Annotated in this window: 23 protein-coding genes and 1 pseudogene; 12 read left to right on the top strand and 12 right to left on the bottom strand. The window is 57.0% G+C overall.

Annotation, left to right across the window (positions count from 1 at the left end):
• The first annotated feature begins 346 nt into the window (after positions 1-346).
• Complete coding sequence (locus IQ22_RS03265; RefSeq protein WP_145138000.1) at positions 347-583, top strand: hypothetical protein; 237 nt, start codon at positions 347-349, stop codon at positions 581-583.
• Between the two features lie 27 nt (positions 584-610).
• On the opposite strand, the gene IQ22_RS03260 is transcribed toward IQ22_RS03265, so the two are convergent.
• Both IQ22_RS03260 and IQ22_RS03255 read right to left on the bottom strand, forming a co-directional pair.
• Positions 611-940, bottom strand: a complete 330-nt coding sequence (locus IQ22_RS03260) for a hypothetical protein (protein WP_145137998.1) — start codon at positions 938-940, stop codon at positions 611-613.
• A 93-nt stretch (positions 941-1,033) separates the two neighbouring features.
• Positions 1,034-1,915, bottom strand: coding sequence for an EamA family transporter (locus IQ22_RS03255; RefSeq protein ID WP_145137995.1), 882 nt, complete (start codon positions 1,913-1,915; stop codon positions 1,034-1,036).
• An 80-nt stretch (positions 1,916-1,995) separates the two neighbouring features.
• Between IQ22_RS03255 and IQ22_RS03250 the strand changes: the two genes are divergently transcribed.
• From IQ22_RS03250 to IQ22_RS03240, 3 genes are all read left to right on the top strand, one after another.
• Entirely contained in the window at positions 1,996-2,538 is a 543-nt protein-coding gene (locus tag IQ22_RS03250) for a helix-turn-helix domain-containing protein (RefSeq protein ID WP_145137992.1), read from the top strand.
• A gap of 186 nt (positions 2,539-2,724) precedes the next feature.
• Positions 2,725-2,928, top strand: a complete 204-nt coding sequence (locus IQ22_RS03245) for a hypothetical protein (protein ID WP_145137989.1) — start codon at positions 2,725-2,727, stop codon at positions 2,926-2,928.
• Positions 2,929-3,184: 256 nt separating this feature from the next.
• Positions 3,185-3,397, top strand: a complete 213-nt coding sequence (locus IQ22_RS03240; protein WP_145137986.1) for a hypothetical protein — start codon at positions 3,185-3,187, stop codon at positions 3,395-3,397.
• Between the two features lie 12 nt (positions 3,398-3,409).
• On the opposite strand, the gene IQ22_RS03235 is transcribed toward IQ22_RS03240, so the two are convergent.
• Positions 3,410-3,646, bottom strand: coding sequence for a hypothetical protein (locus IQ22_RS03235; RefSeq protein ID WP_145137983.1), 237 nt, complete (start codon positions 3,644-3,646; stop codon positions 3,410-3,412).
• Between the two features lie 90 nt (positions 3,647-3,736).
• Entirely contained in the window at positions 3,737-4,051 is a 315-nt protein-coding gene (locus IQ22_RS03230) for a hypothetical protein (protein ID WP_145137980.1), read from the bottom strand.
• A 420-nt stretch (positions 4,052-4,471) separates the two neighbouring features.
• On the opposite strand from IQ22_RS03230, the gene IQ22_RS03225 reads away from it, so the two are divergent.
• Positions 4,472-4,669: a hypothetical protein gene (locus IQ22_RS03225; RefSeq protein ID WP_145137976.1), complete on the top strand. Its 198-nt coding sequence runs from the start codon at positions 4,472-4,474 to the stop codon at positions 4,667-4,669.
• A gap of 28 nt (positions 4,670-4,697) precedes the next feature.
• Here IQ22_RS03225 and IQ22_RS03220 read toward each other — a convergent pair whose 3' ends face one another.
• From IQ22_RS03220 to IQ22_RS03205, 4 genes are all read right to left on the bottom strand, one after another.
• Positions 4,698-4,991 (bottom strand): hypothetical protein, encoded by a 294-nt coding sequence (locus IQ22_RS03220; RefSeq protein WP_145137973.1) that lies wholly within the window; start codon positions 4,989-4,991, stop codon positions 4,698-4,700.
• A 55-nt stretch (positions 4,992-5,046) separates the two neighbouring features.
• Positions 5,047-6,141 carry a calcium/sodium antiporter gene (locus IQ22_RS03215; RefSeq protein ID WP_145137969.1) on the bottom strand — a complete coding sequence of 365 codons (1,095 nt, stop codon included), beginning with the start codon at positions 6,139-6,141 and terminating at the stop codon, positions 5,047-5,049.
• A 328-nt stretch (positions 6,142-6,469) separates the two neighbouring features.
• The gene (locus tag IQ22_RS03210; RefSeq protein ID WP_244308906.1) at positions 6,470-6,823 is read right to left on the bottom strand and encodes a hypothetical protein; all 354 of its coding nucleotides are present in this window, start codon (positions 6,821-6,823) and stop codon (positions 6,470-6,472) included.
• Positions 6,824-6,861: 38 nt separating this feature from the next.
• Entirely contained in the window at positions 6,862-7,203 is a 342-nt protein-coding gene (locus tag IQ22_RS03205; protein ID WP_145137966.1) for an FKBP-type peptidyl-prolyl cis-trans isomerase, read from the bottom strand.
• 267 nt (positions 7,204-7,470) lie between these two features.
• Between IQ22_RS03205 and IQ22_RS03200 the strand changes: the two genes are divergently transcribed.
• Positions 7,471-8,565 carry a DUF1615 domain-containing protein gene (locus tag IQ22_RS03200; protein ID WP_244308934.1) on the top strand — a complete coding sequence of 365 codons (1,095 nt, stop codon included), beginning with the start codon at positions 7,471-7,473 and terminating at the stop codon, positions 8,563-8,565.
• Between the two features lie 107 nt (positions 8,566-8,672).
• Positions 8,673-9,290: a DUF4124 domain-containing protein gene (locus tag IQ22_RS03195; protein WP_145137961.1), complete on the top strand. Its 618-nt coding sequence runs from the start codon at positions 8,673-8,675 to the stop codon at positions 9,288-9,290.
• Between the two features lie 13 nt (positions 9,291-9,303).
• Here IQ22_RS03195 and IQ22_RS03190 read toward each other — a convergent pair whose 3' ends face one another.
• Genes IQ22_RS03190 through IQ22_RS03175 form a run of 4 tightly spaced genes read right to left on the bottom strand, consistent with a single transcriptional unit; the run spans position 9,304 to position 14,136 of the window.
• Positions 9,304-10,359: a hypothetical protein gene (locus tag IQ22_RS03190; protein WP_145137958.1), complete on the bottom strand. Its 1,056-nt coding sequence runs from the start codon at positions 10,357-10,359 to the stop codon at positions 9,304-9,306.
• Positions 10,360-10,363: 4 nt separating this feature from the next.
• On the bottom strand, positions 10,364-10,612 hold the full coding sequence (locus IQ22_RS03185) for an acyl carrier protein (RefSeq protein ID WP_145137955.1): 249 nt from the start codon (positions 10,610-10,612) through the stop codon (positions 10,364-10,366).
• Positions 10,609-12,534, bottom strand: a complete 1,926-nt coding sequence (locus IQ22_RS03180; RefSeq protein ID WP_145137952.1) for an HAD-IIIC family phosphatase — start codon at positions 12,532-12,534, stop codon at positions 10,609-10,611. The genes IQ22_RS03185 and IQ22_RS03180 overlap by 4 nt, the downstream gene beginning before the upstream one ends.
• Before the next feature lie 48 nt (positions 12,535-12,582).
• The gene (locus tag IQ22_RS03175) at positions 12,583-14,136 is read right to left on the bottom strand and encodes an MBOAT family O-acyltransferase (RefSeq protein ID WP_145137949.1); all 1,554 of its coding nucleotides are present in this window, start codon (positions 14,134-14,136) and stop codon (positions 12,583-12,585) included.
• 806 nt (positions 14,137-14,942) lie between these two features.
• Here IQ22_RS03175 and IQ22_RS23505 point away from each other — a divergent pair.
• The 5 genes and pseudogenes from IQ22_RS23505 to IQ22_RS03150 form a co-directional block, all read left to right on the top strand.
• A pseudogene (locus tag IQ22_RS23505) lies at positions 14,943-15,255 on the top strand (transposase); the annotation flags it as partial.
• A gap of 54 nt (positions 15,256-15,309) precedes the next feature.
• On the top strand, positions 15,310-16,470 hold the full coding sequence (locus IQ22_RS03165; RefSeq protein WP_145137946.1) for an FIST signal transduction protein: 1,161 nt from the start codon (positions 15,310-15,312) through the stop codon (positions 16,468-16,470).
• The gene (locus tag IQ22_RS03160) at positions 16,452-18,236 is read left to right on the top strand and encodes an ATP-binding protein (protein WP_145137943.1); all 1,785 of its coding nucleotides are present in this window, start codon (positions 16,452-16,454) and stop codon (positions 18,234-18,236) included. The genes IQ22_RS03165 and IQ22_RS03160 overlap by 19 nt, the downstream gene beginning before the upstream one ends.
• A gap of 239 nt (positions 18,237-18,475) precedes the next feature.
• On the top strand, positions 18,476-19,309 hold the full coding sequence (locus IQ22_RS03155; RefSeq protein WP_145137940.1) for a substrate-binding domain-containing protein: 834 nt from the start codon (positions 18,476-18,478) through the stop codon (positions 19,307-19,309).
• 222 nt (positions 19,310-19,531) lie between these two features.
• A complete protein-coding gene (locus IQ22_RS03150; protein ID WP_145137937.1) occupies positions 19,532-21,067 on the top strand; it encodes a sensor domain-containing diguanylate cyclase in 1,536 nt (511 codons plus the stop codon).
• Positions 21,068-21,262 lie beyond the last annotated feature (195 nt).

Genomic DNA, 21,262 nt, shown 5'->3' with positions numbered 1-21,262 from the left:
AAAGGGCATTGGGTGAGCCCTTGCAAGAGTGTTTCGCCGCGTATTTAAAGCGTGATTGAATGGTATTAGGTAACTGTAAGCGAATAAATTCTGCCTATAGTGAAGGACTGTTACTTTCTACTTGAAAATAAGAGCTGAAATGCGCGGGGTAACTTTTGGAGGATGCCACTCTGTTTCATACGGGATAAATCAGCAGCGGCCGACGGCTGGAATAAACTCTTTTGAATTTCACCTATCAAAGTGCCATTCCCCGAACAGTCGGGGCGGTAGCCATTGGAAGGCAACATGGTGCTTTCCAATGGCCTGCCCAGGCGGAACATTGACGGACCTCAGAATGGACTCACACGTGATTAACGAAGAACTTACCCGCCTTGCCAGTAGCGAGACGTTGCCTCCATACGACCGCAAACTGGCCTGCTCCATTCTCTATCGGCTGATGATGGAAGAGGCAAACGACATGTCCTCGGTCTGTCGGGCCTCAATCATGACCGTCATGGCCATGCTGATTCGTGAAGACGTAGAGCGGAACAATCAGCAGGCCATTACCGCGACCAACCAGATCATCGACCGGTTGAAACACTGACAGCCGCAGGGTTCGGCTGCCTTGGGTTCAGGCACCGTTGAGTCCGGCTATGTAATTCCGTTGAGCGGCCAATAGGGCCTCTTGTTCGAGAATCCAGAGTAGCTGGGTCTGTACTTCGGCGCTGTCTCCGCCCCGTTGCGCCCAATCATTGAGAACGTGCTTTACCGCAAGCAGCGCTTCGTCAGCCTGTTTGAGAAAGCCTACATCGGCCCCACTTGGCGCCCATTGGGCAAACAGAGCGTCGAACGCTTCCTTGGGCTCTTCGGCGGTGCACTTGCAGTCGGGCTCCTGCCAGCGTGCAGCAATGCGCTGCGCTTCTTCCAGGGCCTGAAAAGTTGGATGAGATGTAGAAGTCATGGTTTGTCTCGTTAAGGATCAGATAACACTATGACCATTCATAGGAGGGCAAGAGTCCCTGCGATTGGCCATGAAACGGTTTCCTTCGTCGGATCAATCCGCTACAGGCAGCGCTTTGAGCCGGGCGCCATAAGCCGTACCGGCCGTGGCGGCCATGATCGAGGCGATTGCTATCCATTGCAGCGTACTCAGGTGCTCATGCAGGAACAGCATGCCACACAGCGCGCCAATTGCCGGCTCAAGGCTCATCAACAGGCCGAACGTAGAGGTCGGTAGACGGGTCATGGCCATCATTTCAAGGGTAAAGGGCAGCGCCATGGACAAGACCGCGACAGCCAGTCCTAAAGGCAACAGGGTAGCTGACAGCAGGGCATTGCCAGCCACGGCGACGCTCCAGGGAACAACCGCCAGCGCGGCAATGACGGCGCCCAGGGCAACTGTTTGCGTGCCGTGTTCAGCTCCGGTCTTCTGGCCGAACACGATATACAGCGCCCAGCAAAGGGCAGCGCCTAACGCATACGCGACGCCCAAAAGATCGATAGGTGCCTGCTGTGCTGACCAGGGAAGCAGAAGGAGAATGCCGATCACGGCTAAAGCAATCCAGGCAAAATCGAGTGGTCGGCGCGAGCCTAAAAGCGCCAATGACAGGGGGCCGGTGAATTCAAGGGCCACGGCGATGCCCAGCGGAAGACGCTCAAGCGCGAGATAGAACAGTACGTTCATCAGGCCCATGGAAAGGCCATAGCCTAGCAACATGCGCCACGGTAGCCTGCCGAGCGGCGCGTTCCAGGGGCGAAACACGATAAGTAGCAAGAGTGCTCCAAAGCCTAGACGCAAGGCTGTGACTCCCGTGGCGCCGACAGAGGGGAACAGGGTCTTGGCCAAGCTGGCACCCGAATGGATAGACAGCATGGCGACCAATAAAAAGGCAATGGCAGGCAGAACGGATACAGTGGAAGGGGTCGATGTACGCATGAGTATCTGCTGAATGGAGCCCCTATAGAGTAGGGCAGTCAAGTAGACACGAGCATGGTAGTGCGCAGAGGAGAGGTCAAATGGATGTGCTTGAACATGTCGCAGAAAACCTACGTCGGCTTCGTATTCAAGCCGGCTTTAGTCAGCAAGCCCTGGCTGAGCGTTCGGGCGTCAGTCGCAGGATGCTGGTTTCCATTGAGTCGGGCGACTCAAATGTAAGCCTCAATACACTGGACCGGCTCGCCGAGGCATTGGGGGTCAAGTTCAAGGAGCTGGTTCTGGAGGCTTCAGCCCATGATGCTCGGCAGGTCGGTGCGGTAGTCTGGAAGGGCGAGAAGACGGGTTCCCAGGGGGTCTTGCTGGGTAGCTGTCCCGCTCGAAGCGAAGTCGAACTCTGGGAGTGGCGCTTGATGCCAGGGGAGCGTTATATATCGGCTTCCAACCCGGCCGGCTGGCAGGAAATGTTCATCGTCGTCGAAGGACAGCTTGTGCTGGAGCAGGATAAGCATGAACAGATTATCAAGGCCGGAGAGTGCTTTTCGTTTTCTGGCGATGCCAATCGTTACGCTTATCGAAATGACAGCTCCCAGCCGGTACGCTTTATTCGGAATGTGATCTATTGAGCTACAGACAAGCCTGTTCACAGCGTGTATTCGCACCGGTAGCCTGAAAGAAGGGCTTTAACCTTGCCCTACTCTAGCGAAACGATGAGTGGTATCTCTTCTGCGCGCATTTTCATCTGTGCGACAGGATGGCTGTGCTATTGCTAATAAAGCATGACGCATTCAAGCGATTCAGAGGACGACGCTGTGATCAAGGATCTGAACATCTTCTGGGTACCTTTTCTCGTAGCAATCGGCTTTGGCACGGCCAGCCTTTCGGCAGCCGGCATCGTCGTGGTCTTCTGCGAAGGCTTGTCGGAGAGCTTTACAAGGCGAGCGCCGTTGACCGTTGGGCTTCTCGGTCTGTTGGTACTGATTCCACCTTTGATGGTGGCATGGTCGCTTTACTGACCACCCCTTTGCCGTCTCGGCTCTTCCACGCCAGGGCCTTTCTGCCCTGCGCCTATCAATAAAGGTTTTCAGCCCCGGTACCGGCCTATAAGCCGGTACTGCCATCTTTGGGGTGATGAACCTTTTTAAAGACCCAGGCTCAGATGCGCTGGTAGCTCTTTGCTACTAATTCTGACGCAGCAATAACGGCTGTCAGCGCATTGGGTGCAGCCGTTTTGCTGCTTTCAGCTACAAAGCCGACAAGAGGTCCCGGGATATGACGTACAGGACGAAGCCTCTGGAAGAGCTTGTCTTGGCTACGGCGATTAGCGTCTGTTTTGCCATTGTTGTGTTGTGCTCATTGGGAGCATTTGCCGTTTATTATGATGGTTACTCTCAAGCCATCCTGATTTCTCTCGCGCTTACCGGATGCATCGGAGCGGTAGGCTTTCTGACCTTATACCTGCTTGTCTATGTCTTGATTGAGTGAAGCCTCGTGGCCCTACTCGGCTTGTATCGTGAATAGATGCTCGCCATTGGCTGAGATCGCGGTACCTTCGTCGATGTCGCCCAGGTAGTTGTCGTCCATGTCATAGACCTGATCACCGTCAATACGGTAGATCAGTACATTAGAGTCATCACTTGAGCGAACGAAGCCATCCTGGTTGATCAATCCGATCTGCTTGGCGTCTTTGCCATAGCCAAACACAAGATATCTGCCGTGGCTGTAGTCGGTCATGTCGTTTCCTCCAGGTCTAGGTACAGGCCCTTGTATGGGCTTGTACCTGGTTGGAGTCGCCAAACCGCCTGGAGTGCCGGAACGCGTAGGTCAGAACTGATTAACGACCAGTGTCATCAACGGCTTGTCATTGATGACCGGATGTACCCTTACCCGTGTACCAGTGTTGCAAATAATGATGGAGTGATGGCTGCCCAGGATGCGTTTTTCCTTGATCACCTCTGGGCAGTTAAACCCAAATGTATTGACGGCGTGCCATGCAAGATCAGCTTTGCTGAGATTCTGACTGGTATTGGACCAATCGGGATGGGCATTGAAAAAGGACTGTTCTGCTCGAGTCAGATCGGCATGAACGGGAAGTGCCAAACAGGTGGCTATTACTGCTGCTACATATTCTTTTCGCATGAATGTACATCTCGAGCGGCTTGCCGCCGTACGTGAATGGACTCCTGTGTTTATAGGCAGAACCTGGCTTGGTGCAGGATCTGGCTAACACACAACCTATTCCTTTCAGTCATGTCGAACATAAGCTCAGTATCCCTTTTGCAAGCCCCGTGCCGCTCTTTTGGGGCAGAACCTTGACGCCTATCTGCTCCTGTGACGGACTTGCCTTGAAATCCCGAGTTAGAACTAGCAGCAACAAGTAGATAAAGAGTTGAATTCCTTCTGTCCTGCTCTTGTGCTTCACTCGAAGCGCCTTGAAATGATCGAATGCACGAATGGCGTCAGAAAAGTAACGCTGGGCTATGCAGTTTGATAGGGTGCGGGATGTGATCGCTTGTTCAATCAGCCGGGAAGCGGGCTTACCGCTGGAAGGGTAAGGATATGAAGGAGGCGATAGATGCCTTGCTAGCACTAGGTTTTGCTCTGGTGCTAGGAGCCACAGGAATGTTATTGGTCGCTATTGTAATCCTGTCGTTTGGCGGCCTCGGTTCCGACTACCTGTTTCTGATTTTCAGTACCGGAGGCGGTGTGTTTATCGGGGCGTTTCTTTACGTCAGGGCATTGCTTCAGCGCTCCTGATGCAGCCTTTGCAGACGTTCAGAAGGTGTCAGCCGACCGTCTGTATCTTGTACCACTTGATGCCGTCCGAGCTGATCTCAAGCTCCTCGATCGACAAGTGATAAACAGCATCGTCCTGCTCTGGCGCAATCATGGCCTTGGGGTAGGCAAGGTGCCTGTTGGCGGGCGGAGAGGATGGTAGGTTGACGACAGTATTTTCCGTGTCAGCAATGGCCTGCACGATTTGGGCGATCGCGTCGTGATGCTGATGCTCCGTAGAGGATTGCTCGATCACGCCTGTCTTTGCTTCGCCATTGATGATGTATTGGTAGTACGTCGGCACGGTTTGGTTCTCCTCATTCATCTCCCTACTGTAGACCCACCCTAAGGCGATATGATCAACCGCGATGCTTTCGTTGTTTACGCCAGGCATGGCTGGCAATGACCAGCAGCGTAATCACGGTCAGCGGAAGGACGTAGACGAGCATCGCATGGCCAAATATCTCAGCGGATGGTCGTCCGGTAGAGAACAGGACCAGATAGACGGTATAGGCGATGTAATAGGCGAAAAACAGCAGTCCCTCCCAGCGATCGATGCGATAACCGGAAAAAAAGATGGGCAGGCAAGCAAAGGCAACGGCAATCATCACAGGAAAATCGAACGCCAGCGCATTAGGCGATACTGGAATGGGCGAAGGCGAGACCAGCGAGGCCAGGCCAAGTACGCAGAGCAGGTTGAAAATACCGCTGCCCACTACGTTACCCACCGCGATATCACGTTCGCCGCGCAAGGCCGCCATGGCTGAGGTAGCCAGCTCTGGTAGAGAGGTGCCTATGGCAACGACCGTGAGACCGATCACCAACTCCGACAGGCCGAGCGCTCGTGCAAGACTGACTGCGCCTTCCACCAGAAAATGGGAGCCACCGACAAGTAGTACCAGGCCTACGATGACCAGCGCCAGGTTGATCAGCCAGGCGTGGGGCGTTGCGGGCTCAAGCAGATCATCCGGCATGTCGCTCGCGGCCTGAATGGCGAGTTGATCGCGTCGGCTGCTGATGATCATGAAGGCGGTATAAGCCAGGACGCAGATAAATAACAAGGCGCCATTAAGTCTGCTCAAGATGCCATCCAGGGCAAGGAAAAACGTTAGCAGACTGGCCCCAATCAGAATCGGTACGTCCAGGCGAATCAACTGGCGCGATACGATCAGCGGTGCAATCAGTGCCGTCAGCCCCAGGATGAGCAAGACATTGGCAATATTGCTGCCGATTACGTTGCCTATGGCGAGGTCACCCTTGTCATTAAAGGCGGCCTGTACGCTAACGGCTGTTTCCGGGGCACTTGTCCCAAAGGCCACAACGGTCAGGCCGATGACCAGCGGGGTAATACCCAGTTGCGCCGCCAGCTTGGAAGCGCCGCGTACCAGTACTTCAGCGCCACCGACGAGTAAAACCAGGCCGGCAATCAAATAGACGAAGGTCATCAGGGTCATGCGTATCCTCGTGGTCAGGTATGGCGTGTTCTTCTATCCGCACCTTGTCCGGGGCCGTGGAGCGGCGAAGTATTACGGTGACCTTGCTGCCTATGGGCAGAGGCCTCGAATGCCAGTAAGGGTTTCCCTCTGCTGATCCAGACCCGGCCAGCGTGGAGGGGTCATAATCGGCAGACGGTGTGACGTGGCGGCCACGAACCCTTCTTGCATCAAACGTGCATTAGAGAGCCTGACACGCTTTTGGGAGTTCCGATGTTGGCCTAGGAGTAGCGGTCTAAAGCATTACGAGGTTTCTCAATCCTCAGGTTGAACGGCCCAGTCAGATCAGCTAGACGCTTTGGCTGGAGTCGGGCAATGCCTGAAACCAGGCGGCATAAGGCGTGTTTTGGACGAGACGGCGGTTGTAGTCCGGGGCGCCGTCTGTCCACCAGACCGGGCCGCGCTCACCCAAGGCACGCTTGGCTTCATCAACCGCGTGCCGTGCGCGCTGCTCGGCCTCCCTGTCGCCGGCCCGCTTGGCCGTTCCTACGGCGCGACGAGCCGTCATCAACTCATGAGTAAGCCGCGTGCGCTCCGGGGCCGGAAGTGAGGGGTTAGTGCAACGCCATAGACGTCCGCGTACGACAAAATAGCGGCCATCGGGCGTCAGGGGATAGCGAGTCAGCAGCGGTTCTCCTGGCAACGGTAAGAAGGCAGGGATGAAGGGGTAACGTGTGAGACTTACTCGTCTCGCGTCAGCACTTCCAGCAATTCGATCTCAAACAGCAGGTTCGAGTTCGGCGCAATATGCGCACCGACCTGGCGGTCGCCATAGGCGAGCTCAGCCGGGACAAAGAGCTTGCGCTTGCCGCCAACTTTCATGCCCATCAGGCCCAGGTCCCAGCCTTTGATTACCCGGCCAGTGCCAATGACGCACTGAAACGGTTTGCCGCGAAGATAAGAGGAGTCGAAGACCGTTCCGTCTTCAAGGGTGCCTTTGTACTGAGTAGTGATCAGGGCGCCTTTGACTACCGCTTTGCCTTCGCCGATCTGAATGTCTTCTACCAGCAGTTCGCTGCTCATGGGGAAGTCCACGCTGTGAATAAGGGGCGCGATTCTACTGTGTGGCAAGCCTTTCCTGTTAAAGAGATAGGGTTTGCCGAAACAAGGGCATACATTTATGGGTTTTTAAGAGCGGCCCGTGCAGCGACTCTAGTGTTTTACTGTCAGAGCTGAGCCATTTCATTACTTAAAGCCCTAATGCCTTTGACTACCTTCGCATCCTTCATACCGTTTCTTAACCTCCGGAAACCAGACGCTCCCGGGCCTTGCCTGGCAGGGTGGCGCTTACTGCGCTGTCACGGAGCCGGACTGCTGGCGCTCGTCGCGCTGCTTGGGCTGGCAGGTTGCGGCACGTCGCTTACACGACAGGCACCGATGCCCAGTCCGGCGGAAACTCGAGCGAAGATCATTCGACTGCTGCCTACGACAGTAGCTAACCGCGAGGGGTGGGCAACCGATCTGCAGACGGCTTTCACGGCGCAAAAGCTGGAGCCTACTACCGAGAACCTGTGCGCTGTCCTGGCCGTGGTTGAACAGGAGTCCACGTTTCAGGTCGATCCGCCTGTGCCGGGGCTGGGTAAAATTGCCCGCCAGGAAATCGACCGCCGCGCCGCTCAATTGCATATCCCTGGTTTTGTGGTGAACGCGGCCTTGCGTATCTCCTCGCCCAACGGAAAAACCTATAGCGAACGGTTGAGAACAGCCCGTACCGAGCGAGAACTGAGCGTTATCTTCGACGATCTGATCGGGATGGTGCCGCTGGGTCGACAGCTGTTCGGCTCATTCAACCCGGTACGTACGGGCGGGCCGATGCAGGTCAGTATTGCTTTTGCGGAAGAAAACGCACGCGATTATCCCTATACGGTGAAGGATTCGATTCGTCGTGAGGTATTTACCCGCCGGGGCGGCCTGTACTTTGGTACCGCGCATCTATTAGGTTATCCGGCCAATTATCCCAAGGCGCTGTACCGTTTCGCCGATTTCAACGCGGGCTGGTATGCCAGCCGCAATGCGGCGTTTCAAGCGGCTGTCAGCCGTGCTACGGGTATTTCGTTAGCCCTCGACGGCGATCTCATCATTCATGGAAGCCTGGCCGTGGGCTCGACGGAGCGCGCAGTACGCACGTTGGGTGCACGGCTGGACATGAGCGAAACGGATATTCGTCGTGCGTTGGAGCGGGGCGACCGGTTGGACTTCGAAGAGACGGAACTCTATGCGCGGGTTTTCGAGCTGGCCGAGCGCGGAGGGCGTAAACTGCCCCGAGCAGTCCTGCCGGGTATCACCCTTGAAAGCCCAAAGATTACCCGGAAACTCACCACGGCCTGGTTTGCCAAGCGTGTCGATACACGTTACCAGCGCTGCCTGGCACGGGGACGCAGTTAAGTACTCAAAGGCATTAGCTAGGGTGGCCGGAGCCGGTAAGCGCTTCCCGGCAGTTATGGTCCAACCGGAATGGGCTGCTCTCTTGTAAGCCCTGGAGGCGGATTACCATGAACGGGAAACTCCTGAACGCAACCGTGCTGCTGGTAACGGGCATGGCGGCAGGCGCCGGAACGGCACAGGCCGATACGGTCATCAAATGTGTTGATGAAAAAGGCCAAACGACCTTTACCCAGGGCCGTTGTCCGGCAGGCCAGTCTCTGGTCGAACAGCTTGAGCTGGACAGTCCCCGCCCCAGCGGCACGGGCCCGGCCACGCTCATGGCCCCGCCCATACCGCCGGTAAGCGAACCGGCCCCGGATACCACTACTTCACAGGCGCCTGCGCGAGTGACAGGCGACCCGGTGCCGTCCCGGCCGGTCGCGCCGCCGCAGGACTATGATCCACCCGCCATGGGCATCGAGCGCTCCTACGAATACCCTTATTCTTATCCCTACTACGGTAATCCCCATTATCCCCGGCACTATCCGCCCCGTTTGCCGGGTCGGGGGGAGCCTGATGACAGGCACCCGGACCGGGACCGCCCTTCCACGGGAAGGCCGAGGGATCCGGAGCCTGAGCGGCCCCGGCCCAGTGTGACCGAGCGCGGTCAAGAGGCGATCCGGCAAAAGCACCAGGAAATCGATGCCCAACGTGAAGCCCGGCAAAAGGCCTTGGAGGACCGTTAGGCAAACGCCCCGCTCAAGGGGTGGTGCTGGCCAGGCGCTCCTCATGCCGGTCATCGTTCGATGCCTTTGCCAGATACAGTTGTTTGGCCAGCGCGGCGGAGAAGTCTTGAGCGGCTGACCAGCGCAGGTGAATGGCATCAATGAATGCCGTGGGGGTTGCGGTCCACTCCTTGTCCCCATTCCAGTATTGCGCGTTGGTAGAGGCCAACGCCGATACCAGCCTGCGGTCGAAATCGGCAAGGAATGTACCGGTGGGGTCTTGTTGAGCCTTCCAGTCAGGGTGCAGGGGTGTCGACACGACGGTTAGCGACCGTCCCTCTTGATGCAGCCGCTCGGACAGTGCGGTAAGCGCGTCAAAGCAGGTCTGATCAAGTGGCTCCGGACGGCCATAAAGCAGGCCGCGGCTGTTTTCAGTCATGAGTGGACCATCGCCGAAACGGTCAAAGACCAATGGGTCGAATTCGATCCGGTTGGCGCGCTGGTCCTTGACGCTCAGGGAGTTGCGTACAAGCGAGCCGGGGGAGAAGTAGCGCATGTAATAGCCCCAGCGGGAGGCTTGGCCATATACATACTGATCGGCATCGTCGCGATTGAATACCTCATTGGGTATCTTCCAGCAGCCGGCGAAATCCTGCGGGTCGACGATCATGAGGACCTGTTTGATAGTAGGTTCCCGGTCCAGCAGCCAGTTGGCTACATAAGCCGACTGGTTGGCATGCAGGCCGCAAAAGGCGCCATTGAGCGGCCTTGCGCTTGGGTCGTGATTGACGATGGCGGCACCGTCGAAGTGACGCCAGGCCACTGAGGAGCCTACGACCAGAAGATTGGGCGAGGTGACCGGGCGTTCGCGGAGAAAGCTCAGTTTTTCGTCCACACATAGGCTGTTGGAAAATGCAGGCGGTGGAAGGTTATCGGTCGTGCTAAGGCCGAGCAGGCCCAGGCAGAACACCGCCAGGGCGCCGGTCATACCCCCAAACAATGCCACCATGTAGCGCGGTGAAATACCGGTTTTGGTAGCGGACTCTTCCTTGGATGATGCGTCATTGGCATGTTCTGCTGGCAGGCTCATGGCGTTAGCGTCCCTCGAGTTTGGTGTTGATCAACTGAGCGAAGTGGCCGACGTTTTTCAGTGACTCCAATTCAGCGGTCCGAAACTTAATGCCGAAGCGCTGTTCTGCCGAGACGATTAGCAAGACATGGGTCTGGCTGTCCCAGCCATCGATATCGTCAGCGGTCATGTCCGGTTTCAATACGATACTATCGTCGTCGAAAACGTCGTGAAAAACCTGGGTCAGGGCTGTATAAAGTTCCGTTTCGTTCATAGGCCTGTCATCTCGATAAAGTGGTGGGAGGTACGGGAAGCGGTCAGGTCGTAGCGCCAGAAACTGGCGTCGGCCTCGGCACCTTCCGGCGCCGGTCGGTAATCAAAGCCCAGGTTGGGGTAGTGTTCGGCCACCATGCCGTTGCGCGGGGTGGGACGGTACTCACCAATCAGGGCGCTGTAGCCCGCTCCGGCGGCCGCGGTGGTCAGGACGTCCAGTACGGCTTCTTCGACCTGCCGCCCTAACACACGGCAACTCATCAACCAGGTGTCGATGAGCAGTTCGCCGGGCGCAAGGCTCGCGTCGGGACGGGCTAGCACCACGCTGATCAGGCCGTTATCGCCAAATTTGTCCTTCAGGCGCAGGGCAAGCGCTATCGCACGAGGATTAACGGCAAGCTGCTCGACCTCGGCCTCGGTGTAGCGGCGGGTGGTAAGGTTGAACTGATTGGTTTTATTGATCAGTTGGGTAGTACGGGCAAGCTCGGCCGGGCCGATGCGTGTGGCCGTTAACGTCATTTCCAGGCCGCGCAAGTAACCCTCCATGTCAGTCGCCTGGCTCAAGGCTGCCTTGCGCTCGGCATTGAGCACATAGTTGCGGCTGCGCGTGGTGTCATCGGCGGTAAAGGAGACGGCCTCAAAGTAGCCGGCCGCCGATACTCGGGCCGGATAATCGGCTACGTCGTCCGGCAGCTCCGGTACAGCCACCTCTGGCAGCTCACGGCGTACGATGTCCCGCTCGGCGGGGTTGTCGTCAACAAAGACCAGGCTGTCCAGGCCGATGTCCAGCATCGAGGCGATTTGCCGCAGATTGCCGGCTTTGTCCTCCCAATTGGCCACAAAAGCAGCGATGTCGCCCCGTTTGATGGCCATTTCCGGATGGTTGAATGCCGCCTCGGCTACGGACTGGGTGTTCTTGCTGCACACTGCAAGAATGACCCCGCGCCGGGCCAGCTGGGCGGCATAGCGTTGGAAGGCGAGGAAGGCTTCACCGCTCGGGCTGCCCTGGCCAAGTTGAATACCCTCGACGCCATCATCGCCCACCACACCGCCCCATAGGGTGTTATCAAGGTCGAGCACCAGACACTTGCGGGATAACCCCACCCCGGCCGCCAGGATTCGGGCGAGATGATCGCCATACAGGGGCGCCAGGGTTGGGCTAACCAATTGTTTGGCCTGGTGCCAGCGGACCGGATCGGCCAGCCCTTGTCCATACAAGCCCTGCGCCGCCTGCCAGGCAAGATCGAGCAGCAGCACGCCATCCTGGCGCGCGGCGGTGCGAATGGCGGCGTTCAGACGCTCGATTACCGCATAGGGAGCGGCCGGTACCTGGGACTCGTATGAGCCGAACAGGGGCGGGTCGGCCGGGACCAGCGTTTGCTGGATAACCTGGGCGGCAAAGCGCTGCCGGGCCCGGCGCCAGAGCAGGCGCAACTCTTCGACACGGGCCTCGACCGCCGCATCCACTTCTTCCTCAGAGGCCTCCAGAGGCAGCTGTAACGGGGCATCTTTCGCGTCGAGGGCCAGTACCAGAATCTGTGGGTCAAAAGCTGTAAGTGCCGGGTCTTCGGCAAGCAGGCACTGCCGGTACATACCGTAAGGCGCGACATGAACCGAAACGGCCAGTCGGCGGTTCAAACCTGCCACCCGAATCGCCGGTACCAGATGATCCACCGTATGGGAGGACAACAGCGCAACGCGTAGCGGGGTGAGTCGGTGAGCCGCCCAGTCCCCCGTTTCGGCCAAGGTAGCGAGGCCCTCGGTAGCCAACTTGTCCATTCGGGCCGTGAGGGTGAAATCGCGACGGTAACCCGCCAGCTGTACGGCCAGGGCGAGGCGGGTCATTGGATCGGTCTCCCGCTTGGCCTCGCCAAGAGCCGCGTCGAGATCAGGGTGCGAGGGGAGCCAAAGTAGCGAATCCATGAGAGATGCTCCTGTAGGTGGCGCTCAAGCCGGTTCGAAAGTGAATATCTAAAACTGGAAGTAAAGGAATTCGGTCGGTGCGACGGAAAAGGCGCAGGCCAGGGCGAAGAATCCCAGCACGCCCAGGGCAACGCCCATGGTCGGGCTGGGATGCCAGGTCATGCCGGGAAACCAGCGCATGATCCAGTGCTCTTGCGGGCGGGCATTCAGGGCGGTGCGGACGTGACTCATCCATTGCTGGATGTTGGGCAAGGTCCAGACAAAGGCCAGTAGCAGGCCGATTTTCAGGAAGGTTACGGCGTCGTCGCGGCGTAGCTCCAGGTCCGCTGCGGTCGAACCTACGCCCACCATGCCGGATAGCATGGTCAAAGCAGCTGAAAGAGTGGAGGCGCGGAAGAACACCATGGCGACTACAACGCAGGAGAAGGTCAACAGGACGGCCGGAATCTTGTGCACCAGCCGATCGCTATCGAGCTTCCAGCCCTTGCTGACTTTATAGGTGCGCCAGCCATGGGCGACAATTAAATAGAAGCCGTGCAGCAAACCGAACGCTACGAACTGCCAGCCTGCCCCATGCCAGACGCCAGAGATGAACATGGTTAAGATCGTGGGATAAGCTACCAGGGCTATAAAGGTACTGGCGTTCATCTTGCCCCGCTTGGGCAGGGGTTTTCCGGCGCTCATACGCGCCCGGGTGGTGCGCATGACAATAGGGTTGTAAATATAGGCTGTCAGAAAGCGGGTTAGCGTCATGTGCCAGCGCGACCAGTAGTCAATGACGTTGCGCGCCTTGAACGGGCTGTTGAAGTTGGTTGGCAGGCTGATGCCAAACAGCAACCCCAGACCAATGGCCATGTCGGTGTAGCCGGAAAAGTCGAAATAAATCTGCAGGGTATAGCTGAGCGCGCCGGTCCAGGCGTCGTAAAGCCCAGGTGTCGTCCCGTCCGCCGCTAGGGCAAAGATGGGCGAAGCCTTTTCACCCAAGGGGTCGGCGATAACGACCTTCTTGAACAAGCCCAGCAGGAAAACGGTAGCGCCAATAGAGATGTTGTCCAGACGAGGACGAAAAGTGGTTTTGTCCTTGAACTGGTCGAACATCTCGCCATGGTGAGTAATGGGGCCGGCAATCAATTGGGGGAAGAACGTGATGAACAGGCAGTAGTTGAGAAAATCGTGCTCGACCACTTCACCGTCATGGGCGTCTACCAAGTAGGCGATCTGCTGAAAGGTAAAGAACGAGATGGCCAGCGGCAGGATGATTTCATCAATCGACCAGCCCAAATCGAGGGCATCATCAAGCGTCCCGAAGAGAAAGCCGGTGTACTTGTAGTAGACAAGCAACAGAATGTTGGCGATTACCCCAAGCGCCAGCACAGCCTTCGAAGGGTGGCGCAGCAGATAACCACCGAGCAGGTAGTTGAATACGATGCTGCCAAACAGCAGGGGAACGTTGGCCGGATTCCACCAGCCGTAAAACACCAGCGAGGCGGCTGTCAGCCATAGCACGGCTAGGCGTGATCGACCTGTTCCGGTAAGAAGAAAAAAACCTAATAAAACGATCGGCAGAAAGCCGGTAATGAACACCGCAGAATTGAAAAGCATCGTCCTGAGTCCTTGATCCTGCCCCTCCATAGCCAGGAGACTGCTGCCCATTACCTGCTGGGAGCGCTGGTCGCCGTGTCACACCCTATGAAGTGGCTATTGCCGTACCCATCACATGTCGTACTGCGGGCTCGACACATGCATCCCTTTGTCCTGTCCAGGCAGTACTGCTCATGCCTGCAATGCAACTGTCGTTTCGCAGCTGCTCAGCAACCCACTGGGTTCATGAAGGTAGTGTTCTTGCGTTGTTCTTGTTATCGCTCTTAAGTAATAGCTTGTTCTTGACCAACAGGTGTCCCGCTGGTCGGTAACTGCATTTTCCAGACACCCAAGAAACAGGCGCTAAGGCTCGCTTTCAAGCGTTTCTACGTAGCAAATCAATAGTCACCTGAGTATTTCTTAGACGGCCAAGTTCAGTTGATAAAGTCGGCTTTTAAAGAAGCCGACGAACGGTCTGAAGCCTTGTTTATTAATAAAGACAAGCGTTCTGGCGTTGTCTTAAAAACGACACTTACACTTCATTTGAGCGTCATTCTCTAGTCATGAAAACGTAACAACAAAGGCGCGCGTTGTGTTTGTCAGGTTTTGTACGAAAAGTAGTGTCGCATGCAGCGTAACCATGGCCTCAAAGCTTCTGGCCAGCTTGTCGTATCGAGTTGGGATGAGCCATATCCCTAGTAAACCATGCGTGTTACTTCCAGCAGCCGGCGGAAGATGAGGATGGTGGTTTCGTCTGGGATAGGCTCCAGACTCAGCCCGCGAATTGAGGCAGGATGGTGGTCTCGTGAAGCGCTTCTCCCATCGGCCAGATCTCGTCTACGAATCCGCTCGAGCGCGTCAACAAAGAGATCAAGCGACGGGCCGACGTCATCGGCATCTTCCCCAACACCGCCGCGGTCATCCGCCTCGTCGGCGCGCTCATGCTCGAGCAAAACGACGAATGGGTCGATGTCGCGCCGCTACATGACGCTGGAAAAAATTATGATATACACTGAGCAGCCTGCCGGCACTGGCAGCCTGATCATCCTTAGCCATACCGAGGATCGGTGTTCCTACACCACCTCACGGGGCACCACCCGCGAAAGCAGCAGCCGAAGAGCCGCAAGCACCGTATGTTGACCGGCCCCTTCCAGCCGCTATGGCTTTTTCTCGATGGCTTTCAAGGCGATGTCCATGAATACAGTTGCAGTATCGACGGCGGAGACCGACAGCGCAGTAGCAGGAGCTGCTCTTGGGGAGCAGATAAATGCAGCCTTGCCACTGCCCCCGCACGTTATCATTGTTTTTGCGGCGCCAACTTATGATCATGCACTCTTGCTGAAGGCTCTCCGGGACGCGGCGCCGTCTTCAATAATCGTCGGGGCCTCCTCAGCTGGAGAGTTTACGAACGATACGATTGGGGTCGGGTTTGCGACCGCGCTTGCAATTCGCGATGAAGAGTCGAAGTTTACTGCGCAAATCGGCCATCGCTTAAAGGATGATCCGGGCGCGGCAGCGCGCGAGATCGCGCGTGGTTTCGCGGGCATTTCGGATCATTCCTTCCCGCATCGATCAGCCTTGATCCTGACCGATGCCTTGGCCGGCTATGCGGATACTCTGACCGATGCCCTGACACTCGAGACCGCAGGCGAATATCAGTTCTTCGGGGGCGGTGCCGGCGACAATGCCGACTTCAAGCGCACCACCGTCTTTCATGGGACCCAAGTGCTCTCGGATGCGGCAGTGGCTCTCGAAATCCTCTCCCTAAAGCCGCTCGGGATCGGCGTCAGTCATGGGTGGGAGCCGGCATCTAAGCCTTTACGAGTCACGGAGGCGATTGGTCTGAGGCTCGTCAGCTTGAATGGCCTGCCCGCAGTCGAAGCATTTGAAGAACATGCGCAGGCCAACGGCATGCATATCGACCGCGCTGCGCCAATCCCGTTTTTTCTCCAGAACATTATCGGCATAGACACAGGCAGCGGCTACAGGTTGCGGGTGCCACTTGTTGTCAATGAGGATGGATCTCTTCATTGCGCGGCGGAAATCCCCACCGGCAGTGTCGTGCGGATCATGAAGAGTTCACATGCATCCGCGGCCGAAGCGGCCGAACGCGCAACAGATGCAGCAATTGCTGCACTTGGCCCTAACCTGCCAAAGGCGGCTCTATTTTTCGACTGCGTTGCCACGCGGCTGAGATGTGGCGATCATTTCCAAACCGAAGTCGACGCAGTGACGAGCCGGATTGGAGACGCTGCGCTCGTTGGCTGCAACACCCACGGCCAAATCGCTCGAGCTGAAGGGCAGTTCGAGGGGTTTCACAACTGCACGGCGGTCGTATGCCTGTTCCCGGGCTGATAGTGTTCAGCAACATCCATGAAATCGCCAACCGCTTAGCCCAGCCGGAGACACGGGCGGAGCAAGCAGCGCAGATTGCACGTGAAGCGGGTGGCGAAGCGTTCCTTATATTTCTGCACGATGCGGAAATTGGCGCGTTGTTGCCAGCCCCCGGATTTCCGAAGACGTTGCCCGGCGGCCCGTCTTGGCGTGCCTTTCTGAACATGCAGCCGGTCTCCGGAGCCACATTCACGCTCCAGCTCCCCTTTCCGGACCAGGATACATTCAAGCCCGCGCTGTGCTTCGCATGCGGCTCAGTCGTCTTCCTGCTGATCGGGACAGCCTATCAGCTGCCGATTGAGCGCTTCGCCGATACCCCTCTGCTGTCGGCGCTTCTCAATGCGGAGGCGGTGCAGCTTGCCAGCAGCGGCTTGGTCGGTGTCGCCCGCGACGCAACCGATCGCGCCAATAAATTGGCCGCTGCCCTAGATCGAGCACGGGCGGATATCCGCGAAAAAGCAACCGAGCTTTCGGCTGCGCTATCGGACGCGGATCACCTAAATCTAGAACTCTCGCGGCTTAACCAAACACTGGAGCAGCGTGTTGAGGAGCGAACGGCCGAACTTACCAAGGCCAACGAGGCGCTACGCCAGGCACAGAAAATGGAAGCAGTAGGGCAACTCACGGGCGGCATCGCTCACGACTTCAACAATCTGCTGGCAGGCATTTGTGGCAGCCTTGAAGTGATAGAGCGTCGGCTTTCGCAGGGTCGTACCCAAGGCATTGAACGCTTTATCGTTGGCGCGCAAAACTCGGCACAACGCGCGGCTACCCTCACTCAGCGACTGCTGGCCTTCTCCCGTCGCCAGACCCTCGATCCAAAACCCACCGACGTCAACCGGCTAGTGTTCGGTATGGAGGACCTCATTCGGCGCACCGTCGGACCGTCCATCCTCGTCGAAGTGGTGGGAGCTGCGGGGCTTTGGTCGACCAAGGTCGACCCGGCTCAGCTTGAAAGCGCGTTGCTCAACCTCACGATCAATGCGCGCGATGCAATGCCCGAAGGGGGGCGGATCACGATAGAAACCGCCAACAAATGGCTCGATGGACGCGCCGGCGCGGAGCGCGATCTTCCGCCGGGCCAGTACATCTCGATCTGTGTGACCGACAGCGGAACCGGAATTCCCAAGGATATCGTCGACCGCATTTTCGACCCGTTTTTCACCACCAAACCGATTGGGCAGGGAACAGGTCTCGGGCTCTCGATGATCCACGGGTTTGTGCGCCAGTCAGGTGGGCAGGTGCGGGTCTACTCCGAGGATGGACACGGCACGACGATGTGCCTCTATCTCCCACGCTACACCGGTCCGTTGGACGCGGGACCGACGGACACTGATGCTTCAATATCTGCAACGGGCGCTGGCGAGACGGTGCTCGTCATTGATGATGAGCCCACCGTGCGGATGCTTATTGTCGAGGTGCTAATGGAAGCGGGGTATACAACCCTTGAAGCAGAGGACGGGCCGTCCGGCCTAAAGATTCTAGAAACTGCCACACGGATCGATCTGCTGATCACCGACGTCGGATTGCCCGGTGGCATGAATGGCCGCCAGGTCGCGGACGCCGCCCGGATTTCGCGGCCCGACCTAAAGGTGCTTTTCGTCACGGGCTATGCGGAGAATGCCGCCGTTGGCAATGGTTATCTGGAACCCGGGATGGAACTAATTACCAAGCCTTTCGCGATGGCTGACCTCGCCGACAAGATCACCGAGATGATCGACGGCTGAGAGAATGGAAGTACTACCTCGTGCCATACTTAGGTGTTAGGTCGCTCACTCAGCTCTTTTAAGGCAAGCCTTGAAATAGGTGAATCCTGTGCTGAAGGGTTATTGCCCACAAGGTGCGTATAAAACATGCCTAGTAACGGCTTGTTCAGGTAAGGTTTCTTTGTATTGACGTAAAATCGGGCCATTGGCTATCAATCTGGAACCCGGATCCGACCCGCGTGCTCGGATCGTTTGGAATCATGAAAACATCCCTTTTCCTTTTTACGCTGACACTGGTTGTACTGAGCTTACCGCTCGCTGCAGCCGTGTGGGCCGCTTCGGCGCCAACTGCGCCCTTGCAAATAGTAAGTGCCCGAGGCGCTCTGGCCGCCTTCGAGGCCGTTCGTCCCACCTATGAACAAACCTACGGAGAAACCCTGGCAGCCTACCTTGCCCCGTCCCGCGGTAGCGCATTGAGTACCCTGTTCGGCTCTCTTTCAAATGGACAGAGTGCTGACGTGGCGCTGTTGGACCGGATGGCCATTTTCAAATTGGCCAGTGCCGGTGAGTTGAAGGCCGAGCAGTGTACTGACTTCGCCCGTTCGTACATTGCCATGGCCGTTCCGACAGGAACCGCAAAGCCTGATATCACAAGCATGGAAAGCTTCAAGCAGACCCTGCTTCAAGCTAAAAGCATGGTCTATCCCAATACGGCCAGCGGCCTGTATCTGGAAAACGTCCTGTTCAATCTGATGGGCATCAAGGAACGCATTCAGGCCGCTACCCGTTTGGTCAGGGACCGGCCGATCAGTGATGTCCTGGCACATAGGGAAGCCGATATAGGCTTCGCTCAACTCAGCGAGTTGAAAGACGTAGAAGGCGTCGACGTGGTGGGCCTGATTCCCGACCAGGCCCAGCAAATGACGCTTTATACAGCGTGCCTTTTACCAGGCAGCAAGCGGCCTGAGCAGGCCCAGCGTTTTATCGATTACCTAAATTCCAGCACTGCGATCGAAGCCATGGGTACCACTGGCCTAAAACCAGTAAACAAATCTGCCTATGAGGCGCGGTTTGGTGATGATAACGATGGGTGAAGAGCCACTAATCTGTATTGATTGAGCTACATAGCTCAACCGGCGCGGCTTGACCCAAATGGCGCTGTGGTGGCGTCAGGGGTTGGCTTTTAACTGATAGACCAGGGCGGTAGGGCAGGCATTGTCGACGTTTAGTTGCGTTCGACAGGCCCGCTCCCCAGGCATGCTGGCAGGACCAAACGTTCATGGATGACAGGCGAATAAAGGTAGTCAACGTTATCCATGGGTCATCCTTCATCTACACGAACGTCCTTCAGGCGGTTACCTCTTGAAGCACTGACCCTTTCCTTCCTCGGCCTGGTTTTTCTCTCCCTTGCCGGTTTGGAGCTATGGCAGGGCTGGACTGCGCATGGCGTGGCAGTACAACGCTCCGAAGAGGCAACCGCCAACCTGACCAAATCCTTGGCGCAGCATGCCGAAGACGCTTTGTCCGAGGTGGATATCGCCCTGATTGGGCTCCAGCATCAACTTGAGCTGCAAGACGAAAGGGCGTTTCAACGGGAGTCCATACGGGCTTTGCTGAAGAAGTACAAGGCTGCTCTGGAGCAAGTCGAGGGTTTGTTTGTTTTCGATCAAGAAGGGCGCTGGCTGGCTACTTCCATGGAGTATTCACCCTGGAAAGGTAGCAATGCAGACCGAGACTACTTTGATTTTCACCGGCGTAATACCAATCCGGATCTGCATATCGGCTCGGCCCTTCATTCACGCACGACAGGAAACTGGGTTATTCCCGTTTCCCGGCGGCTCTATCGGGACGATGGCCGCTTCGCTGGTGTGATACTGGCAACATTGAAAATGGATTATTTCCTCGATTTTTATAAAGATTTCGAGATCGATGAGTCCGGCGTCATTGTGTTGGCTATACCTGACGGAACAATCCTGGCACGACGCCCGTTCAAGGACGAATACCTGGTAGGCAGAAACCTGGAAAAAAGCTACGTCTTTACCACGAGCCTGCAGCAATCTTCTTCGGGCATCGTGAGCATCAAGGCGGTAATCGACGGGGTCGAGCGCTTGTATGGTTACCAGCGTCTGGAGAAGTATCCACTGGTGGTCATGGCAGCCCTGTCACGCAAGGCATTGTTGGCCGGGTGGGAAAACCACATGTGGCGGTCGGCTTATATCGTTTTGGCGCTTTCGCTCATCATGGGGGCATTTGGCATCGTCTTGTTACGACAGATCCGTTATCGCAAAAGGATAGAGGTCGACCTGATCGAGGCGCGTAACACCTTGGAGCGGCAGGCCATGTCGGACGGGCTCACTGGTCTGGCTAATCGGCGTTATTTCGATATGGCCCTACCGCAGGAAATGAAGCGGGCCGCGCGGACCGGCCAGCCCCTGGGATTGATCATGATCGATATCGACTACTTCAAGGGCTATAACGACCTGTACGGGCACCCCGCCGGTGACCAATGCCTCAAGGCAGTTGCCGAGGTTATCCAGTCGGCTCTGCCTCGTACAGGCGATGTCGCGGCTCGTTACGGTGGCGAAGAGATGGCGGTGCTGCTGCCGGGCTGCGAAGTCGAAGGCGCACTGGTCGTAGCCGAGCGTATTAAAAAAGCGCTGGATGAACTAAACATTCCCCATGGGAACAGCCCATACGGCCGGGTCACGTTTAGCGGTGGTGTACACGCTTGCCGGTTAAGCGATAGTGGCATGTTGGGTAGTCTGGAGCTTGTAGAACTGGCCGATCAGGCGCTCTATCAGGCGAAACATGCAGGGCGTAACCAGATCGCGACCTTGCCTGTCACGGCGTGAACTGGCGGAAGCGCAGGGTATTCCTGGCGGCCAGATAGTGTAGTGACCAGGCTGAAACCAAGGCGATGATGAGCTACCGTAGCCTCTTGCCATACGGCAGGAAGGCATAAAAATAGGAGGGAAGGGTAACCCCTGCGAGAATTTTGACGCAGCCGGTCGGGATAGAAAATCCAGGCGCAATAGTCCAACGTTCGA

It is taken from the genome of Pseudomonas duriflava (genome assembly GCF_007830155.1).
GTDB classification, from domain to species: domain Bacteria; phylum Pseudomonadota; class Gammaproteobacteria; order Pseudomonadales; family Pseudomonadaceae; genus Chryseomonas; species Chryseomonas duriflava.
This window is presented reverse-complemented; position numbering and strand designations above follow the sequence as displayed.